Origin of the sequence: Pseudomonas sp. (assembly GCF_049301935.1) — a bacterium.
Classification (GTDB): domain Bacteria; phylum Pseudomonadota; class Gammaproteobacteria; order Pseudomonadales; family Pseudomonadaceae; genus Aquipseudomonas.
The window spans coordinates 1-7,363 of record NZ_JBAQLP010000060.1; the positions used below are offsets into that span (position 1 = coordinate 1).

Here is a 7,363-nt window from a genome sequence, read left to right on the forward strand (position 1 = left end):
GGCGGCCCGACCCTGCATGCGCGCACCTCGGGCATCCGCTCGATTGCCCAGAGCCGTGTAGTACCGCTGCGCATTGGCGAGCCGGTGAAAGGCGGGCGGCCGTATCTGGTGAGTAACGGCCAGCTGCAGGATTTCCGCGCCATCGTGGTGGATCTGGATTGGGTGCCGGGTAAGCCGGTCACCCTGAGTTTGGCGGCCGCCGAAGCCCTGGGCGTCGGCGAAGGTGTCAGCGTACGCCTGGTTGCGGTTTAAGGAGTTAGCGCATGATCGTTCGTCCCGTCCGCAGCGCCGATCTGCCGGCCCTGTTTCAACTGGCGCGCAGTACCGGCGCTGGCCTGACCACGCTGCCGGCCAATGAGGAGCGCCTGGCGCACCGCGTTGGCTGGGCCGAGAAAACCTTCCGTGGCGAAGCCGCGCGTGCCGATGCCGACTACCTGTTCGTGCTCGAAGACGACAACGGCGAGGTGGTCGGTATCTCGGCCGTCGCCGGCGCCGTTGGCCTGCGCGAGCCCTGGTACAACTACCGGGTTGGTTTGACGGTCAGCGCCTCGCAGGAGCTGAATATCCACCGCCAGGTGCCCACGCTGTTTCTGGCCAACGACCTCACCGGCAACTCCGAGCTGTGCTCGCTGTTTTTGCGCGGCGACCAGCGCAGCGGCCTGAATGGGCGGCTGCTGTCCAAGGCACGCTTTCTGTTTATCGCCGAGTTCCGCGAGCTGTTCGGCGACAAGGTGATTGCCGAGATGCGCGGCATGTCCGATGAGCAGGGCCGTTCGCCGTTCTGGGAAAGCCTCGGTCGGCACTTCTTCAAGATGGAATTCAGCCAGGCCGACTACCTCACCGGCGTGGGCAACAAGGCCTTTATCGCCGAGCTGATGCCCAAGTTTCCGCTCTACACCTGCTTCCTCTCCCCGGAGGCGCGCAACATCATCGGTCGCGTGCACCCGGATACCGAACCAGCGCTGGCCATGCTCAAGGGCGAGGGTTTCAGCTACCAGGGTTATGTCGACATCTTCGACGCCGGCCCGTCCATCGAAGCGCAGACCGCGAAGATCCGTGCGGTGCAGGACAGCCAGGTGCTGATACTGGCCGTCGGTACCCCGGGCGATGACGCGCCGCAGTTCCTGATCCATAACCGCAAGCGTGAGGACTGCCGGATTACCGCAGCGCCGGCGCGCCTGGCCGCCGGCACCCTGGTGGTGGATGCGCAAACCGCCAAGCGCCTGCAGATGGCGGCGGGCGATCAGGTGCGTGCGGTCGCGATTTCTGCCCGCGGTTAACAACTGGGCGCCGCTGTCTCTATTTGCCGATCCGGTGCACACCGGGTCTACACCTTGCTGGGAGTGATAAAACAAGATGAGCACTCATTACATTGCCGGTGCTTGGCAGGCGGGTCAGGGTGAAACCCTGGAATCGCTCAACCCGGTTAGCCAGGACGTTATCTGGCAAGGCTTTGCGGCCAGTGCCACCCAGGTTGACGCCGCCGTGCAGGCCGCCCGCACGGCATTTCCGGCCTGGGCCTCGCGCTCGCTGGATGAGCGCATCGCCGTGCTCGAGCAGTTTGCCGCCACCCTGAAAAGCCATGCCGAGGCCATGGGCCACTGCATTGGCGAGGAAACCGGTAAGCCGCTGTGGGAAACCGCCACCGAAGTCACCAGCATGGTCAACAAGGTTGCCATCTCGGTGCAGAGCTACCGCGAGCGCACCGGTGAGAAGAGCGGCCCGCTGGCCGACGCCACCGCCGTGCTGCGGCACAAGCCGCATGGCGTGGTCGCAGTGTTCGGTCCGTACAACTTCCCCGGTCACCTGCCTAACGGGCATATCGTGCCGGCGCTGCTGGCAGGTAACTGCGTGGTGTTCAAACCCAGCGAGCTGACGCCAAAAGTCGCCGAACTGACGGTCAAGTGCTGGATCGAAGCCGGCTTGCCGGCGGGCGTGCTCAACCTGGTGCAGGGCGCCCGCGATACCGGTGTCGCTCTGGCCGCGCATGACGGTATCGACGGGCTGTTCTTCACTGGCTCCAGCCGTACCGGCAACCTGTTGCACAACCAGTTTGCCGGTCGCCCGGATAAGATCCTTGCCCTGGAAATGGGCGGCAACAACCCGCTGGTGGTCGATCAGGTCGCTGATCTGAATGCGGCGGTGTACACCATTATCCAGTCGGCCTTTATCTCGGCTGGCCAGCGTTGCACCTGTGCGCGCCGCCTGCTGGTGCCGCAAGGTGCGTGGGGCGACAGCCTGCTGGCGCGTCTGGTGGAGGTTGCCGCCAGTATCAAGGTGGGCAGTTTCGACGCCCAGCCTGCGCCCTTTATGGGTTCGGTGATTTCCCTGGCCGCCGCGCAGCACCTGATCAAGGCGCAGCAGCACCTACTGACCCAGGGCGCCAAGGCGTTGCTGGAAATGACCCAGCCGCTGGCCGGCGCCGCCTTGCTCACCCCTGGCATTATCGATGTGACTGAGGTGGCCAAGCGTCCTGATGAAGAGTTCTTCGGCCCGCTGCTGCAGGTGATTCGCTACGCCGATTTCGATGCTGCCATCGTTGAGGCCAACAACACCCAATACGGCCTGGCCGCTGGCCTGCTGTCCGATTCCAAGGCGCGCTACGAGCAGTTCTGGCTGCACAGCCGCGCCGGTATCGTCAACTGGAACAAACAACTGACCGGTGCCGCCAGTACAGCGCCATTCGGCGGTGTGGGTGCCTCCGGCAACCACCGTGCCAGCGCCTATTACGCGGCCGATTATTGCGCCTACCCGGTGGCCTCGCTGGAATCCGACAGCCTGAGCCTGCCTGCCACCCTGACTCCCGGAGTAAGCCTGTGAGCAATTCATTTGAAGTGAACTTTGATGGCTTGGTCGGGCCGACGCACAACTACGGTGGCCTGTCCTACGGCAACGTCGCCTCGCAGAGCAACAGCCAGGCCGCGTCCAGCCCGAAAGAAGCGGCCAAGCAGGGCTTGGCCAAGATGAAGGCCCTGATGGAAATGGGCTTCAAGCAGGGCGTACTGGCCCCGCAGGAACGCCCGAATGTCGCCGTGCTGCGCAGCCTGGGCTTTACCGGCACCGACGCCCAGGTAATCCAGAAAGCCGCGAAAGACGCCATGCCGCTGTTGGTGGCCAGTTGCTCGGCGTCCAGCATGTGGACGGCCAACGCCTGCACCGTCAGCCCGAGTGCCGATACAGCGGATGGTCGCGTGCATTTCACCGCCGCCAACCTCAACTGCAAATTCCACCGCTCGATCGAACACCCGACCACCAGTCGCGTGCTCGGCGCGATGTTCGCCAACGAGCAGCACTTCGCTCACCACGCCGCGTTGCCGGCCGTCGGTCAGTTCGGTGATGAGGGCGCGGCCAACCACACGCGCTTCTGCAAAGATTACGGCGATGCCGGCGTGGAGTTCTTCGTCTTCGGCCGCAGTGCCTTCGACAGCCGCTTCCCGGCGCCGCAGCGCTACCCGGCGCGGCAAACCCTGGAAGCCTCGCAGGCGGTGGCCCGTCTGCATGGCCTGAGTGATGACGGCGTGGTTTACGCCCAGCAGACGCCGGCAGTGATCGATCAGGGCGTGTTCCACAACGACGTGATCGCCGTGGGCAATGGCGAGGTGTTGTTCTATCACCAGGACGCCTTCGAGGGCACCGACAAAGTGCTGGCCGAGCTGAGCGACAAGCTCGCCCGCCGTGGCGGCAACTTCCAGGCCGTGTGCGTGCCGCGTGAGGCGGTGACGGTGGAGGATGCGGTCAAGTCCTACCTGTTCAACAGCCAGCTGCTCAACCGCGCCGAGGGCGGCATGCTGCTGATCGTGCCGGAAGAGTGCCGTAACAACGCCAATGTTTGGCGCTACCTGGAGCAACTGACCAGCGGTAATGGGCCGATCCGCGAGGTCAAGGTGTTCGACCTCAAGCAGAGCATGCAGAACGGCGGTGGCCCGGCGTGCCTGCGCCTGCGCGTGGCGCTTAAGGAGCACGAGCTGGCGGCGGTCAATCAGGGCGTGATCATGACCCCGACCCTGCACGACAGCCTCAACGTCTGGGTCGACAAGCACTACCGTGATCGCCTGAGCGAAAACGACCTGGCTGACCCACAATTGCTCAACGAATGCCGCACGGCCTTGGACGAACTGACGCAGATCCTTAAACTGGGCGCGGTTTATCCCTTCCAATTAGCTTAAGTAGGGTGGATCACGCGTTATCGATCCACCATGACGGGCTTGTGGTGGATGTAAAAACGCCATCCATCCTAGGTCCAACACTGTGGAGATTTTATGAGCGACGCCCTGCAACTGATCCTCGAAGACACTGACGGCACCCAGCTGGAAACCTCCTGCACGCGCTTTGCCGTGATCTGGCAGGGCCAGGAAATCTGGTTCCAGCAGGTTGGTAACAACCAGCTGATGATCGGTGTAGACGTGGAGGAGGGCGCTGCCGAGTACGCCAACCTGCTGCTGCGCCCGCTGGCCACCAATCTGGTCAGCCTGGAGCTGGAGATGGAAGCGGCGGATCTGGCGGACGAAGATAATGATCACGTGCATGGTCCTGACTGCAACCATTAAGAGCGCATTTACGCTCTGAGGAGACGCCTATGCTTGCCCTCGGCAAACTGCTCGAACTGACCCTGGCCGGCCACGAACCGGCAGCGAAGATTCAGCTGACCCCCGAAGGCACGCGTTTGCGTTGGCTGGCCGAAGGCGCGTTGGAAGTCACGCCGCCAGTGGCCAGTGATAATGGTCTGGACCTGCTGCTGTCAGCCGGCATCCATGGCAATGAAACCGCGCCGATTGAATTGCTCGACCGCCTGTTGCAGGGCATTGCCCGCAACCAGCTCAAGCCCCGCGCGCGCATTCTCTTTCTGTTCGGTAACCCCGCCGCCATGCGCAGTGGCGAGCGCTATATCGAGCAGGACATCAACCGCCTGTTCAACGGCCGCCACGATCAGCACACCGGTCCCGAGGCGCTGCGTGCCTGCGATCTGGAACATCTGGCGGCCACCTTCTTCAGCAAGCCGGGTCGCACCCGCCTGCATTACGACCTGCACACCGCGATTCGCGCATCGAAGATCGAGCAGTTCGCTCTCTACCCGTTTCAGGAAGGCCGTCCGCGCAGCCAGCGTGAACTGGCGCGTTTGAGTGCTGCCGGCATCGAAGCGGTGCTGCTGCACAACAAGAGCTCGATCACCTTTAGCGCCTATACCTACACCCAGCTTGGGGCCGAAGCCTTCACCCTGGAGCTGGGCAAGGCGCGGCCGTTCGGGCAGAACGAGCTGGTCAATCTGGATCTGCTCGAACTGCATCTGCAGGCGCTGATCGAAGGCCGCGAGCCCGAAGGTGCCCGCGATGATCTGGGCCAGCTCAAGCTGTTTGCCGTGGCCCGCGAAGTGATCAAGCACAGCGACGCCTTCAAGCTGAACCTGCCGGCGGATATCGAGAATTTCAGCGAGCTGCCGCTTGGCTACCTGCTGGCCGAGGACCTGGCCGGCACCCGCTGGGTGGTGAATGAGCCGGGCGCGCGGATTATCTTCCCCAATCCCAAGGTCAAGAACGGCCTGCGTGCCGGCATCTTGATAGTTCCCGCCGAAGACGTGGAATTAGCCTGAACTCGTACTGCTGAGGCGCAATCTGTCCTGCGCGTTCTCACCCAATCTGTACCTTGTTTGCCTGATGGTCGCGCTTTAGCATCGGGCTTTAGCCCTGTCTAAGGACTTCCCGCCATGCCCGTTATCGACCTGCGCAGCGACACCGTCACCCAGCCGACTTCAGGTATGCGCGAGGCCATGCAGGTCGCCGAGCTGGGCGATGACGTGTATGGCGAAGACCCTACGGTTAATCGTCTGGAGCAGTTTCTGGCTGGCGAGCTGGGTTTTGCGGCTGCGTTGTTCGTGCCCACCGGCACCATGAGCAATCTGCTCGGGCTGATGGCCCATTGCGCACGGGGCGACGAATATATCGTCGGCCAGCAGGCGCATACCTATAAATACGAAGGCGGCGGTGCGGCGGTGCTCGGTTCGATCCAGCCACAGCCGATCGATGGCGAAGCCGATGGTTCGCTGGACCTGGCCAAGGTCGAAGCGGCGATCAAACAGGATGACTTCCACTTCGCCCGCACCCGCCTGCTGGCGCTGGAAAACACCATGCAGGGCAAGGTGCTGCCGCAGGCGTATCTGCAGGCCGCGCGTGAGCTGTGCACGCGGCGCGGCCTGGCCCTGCACCTGGACGGCGCGCGTTTGTACAACGCGGCGGTCAAGCTGGACGTGCCGGCGCGGCAGATTACTCAGTATTTCGATTCGGTGTCGGTGTGCCTGTCCAAGGGCCTTGGTGCGCCGATTGGCTCGGTGTTGTGCGGCTCAGTCGAATTGATCGGCAGGGCGCGACGGCTGCGCAAGATGGTCGGCGGCGGCATGCGTCAGGCCGGCATGCTCGCCGCGGCTGGCTTGTATGCCTTGCAGCATCAGGTGGCGCGCCTGGCCGAGGATCACGCCAACGCCGAGCGCCTGGCCGCCGGCTTGCGCGAGCTGGGTTATGCGGTGGAGCCGGTGCAGACCAATATGGTCTACGCCCAGGTCGGCGAGCGGGTCGGCGCGCTGAAAGCCTTCTGCGCTGAGCGCGGGATCAAGCTCACCGCCGCGCCGCGGTTGCGCATGGTTACTCACTTGGATATTGCCGCTGAGGATATCGATCAGGTGGTCGCAGCCTTCGCCGAATTTCGCCGGAATTGATTGTCTTGGGGCGATGAATAGTTCGTAGGATGGGTTAGCCGCCAACAGGGTATCCAGGTAGCCATCCATTTATGTGCGGCGTAACCCATCATTGCTCAACCCGCCGGCGCAGCGTCTCATCAGTTCCATGGCGATGCTGCTTTCCTTGGCCGCTTCGCAATGCCGGCCGTCCCCCCCCCAGCCCCTCTCCCGAGGGCGAGGGGTGGATATATGGATCTAGGGCGGACATGGCGGAGCCTTGTCCGCCATCGGTTTTCTCGTAGCACAGCTGCTATAGCCGCTATCTATTGATAAACACGCTGTACCGATGCTAAAGGCCCGATATAATGCGGCCCTTTGCCGGCTTTGTCGTGGCCGCTGGTTTTTGGAAGATTCCTATGAAAAGCGCAGAAATCCGTGAAGCCTTCCTTAGCTTCTTCGAACAGAAGGGACACACCCGTGTTGCCTCCAGCTCCCTGATTCCGGGCAATGATCCGACCCTGCTGTTCACCAATGCGGGGATGAACCAGTTCAAGGATTGCTTCCTCGGCCTGGAAAAGCGCGCCTACACCCGCGCCGCCACCAGCCAGAAGTGCGTGCGTGCCGGCGGCAAGCACAACGACCTGGAAAACGTCGGTTACACCGCACGTCACCACACCTTCTTCGAAATGCTCGGCA

8 protein-coding genes are annotated in these 7,363 nt (G+C 63.0%); all 8 read left to right on the forward strand.

Translation table 11 applies throughout. The features are described from left to right. Nucleotides 1–252, forward strand: a 252-nt coding sequence (locus tag WA145_RS09325; protein WP_422581311.1) for an arginine N-succinyltransferase, incomplete at its 5' end; no start/stop codon positions are given. Nucleotides 253–263: 11 nt separating this feature from the next. Further along, on the forward strand, nucleotides 264–1,280 hold the full coding sequence (astA, locus tag WA145_RS09330) for an arginine N-succinyltransferase (protein WP_422581312.1): 1,017 nt from the start codon (nucleotides 264–266) through the stop codon (nucleotides 1,278–1,280). 76 nt (nucleotides 1,281–1,356) lie between these two features. Beyond that, nucleotides 1,357–2,820 (forward strand): succinylglutamate-semialdehyde dehydrogenase, encoded by a 1,464-nt coding sequence (gene astD / locus WA145_RS09335; protein WP_422581313.1) that lies wholly within the window; start codon nucleotides 1,357–1,359, stop codon nucleotides 2,818–2,820. After that, the gene (gene astB, locus WA145_RS09340; protein WP_422581314.1) at nucleotides 2,817–4,166 is read left to right on the forward strand and encodes an N-succinylarginine dihydrolase; all 1,350 of its coding nucleotides are present in this window, start codon (nucleotides 2,817–2,819) and stop codon (nucleotides 4,164–4,166) included. The genes astD and astB overlap by 4 nt, the downstream gene beginning before the upstream one ends. Nucleotides 4,167–4,259: 93 nt before the next feature. Beyond that, the gene (locus WA145_RS09345; RefSeq protein ID WP_422581315.1) at nucleotides 4,260–4,547 is read left to right on the forward strand and encodes a topoisomerase II; all 288 of its coding nucleotides are present in this window, start codon (nucleotides 4,260–4,262) and stop codon (nucleotides 4,545–4,547) included. 29 nt (nucleotides 4,548–4,576) lie between these two features. Then, the gene (gene astE / locus WA145_RS09350) at nucleotides 4,577–5,587 is read left to right on the forward strand and encodes a succinylglutamate desuccinylase (protein WP_422581316.1); all 1,011 of its coding nucleotides are present in this window, start codon (nucleotides 4,577–4,579) and stop codon (nucleotides 5,585–5,587) included. Nucleotides 5,588–5,701: 114 nt separating this feature from the next. Then, nucleotides 5,702–6,706, forward strand: a complete 1,005-nt coding sequence (ltaE, locus tag WA145_RS09355; protein WP_422581317.1) for a low-specificity L-threonine aldolase — start codon at nucleotides 5,702–5,704, stop codon at nucleotides 6,704–6,706. Between the two features lie 377 nt (nucleotides 6,707–7,083). Beyond that, nucleotides 7,084–7,363: alanine--tRNA ligase-related protein (locus tag WA145_RS09360; RefSeq protein ID WP_422581318.1), on the forward strand; the 280-nt coding region annotated here is incomplete at its 3' end.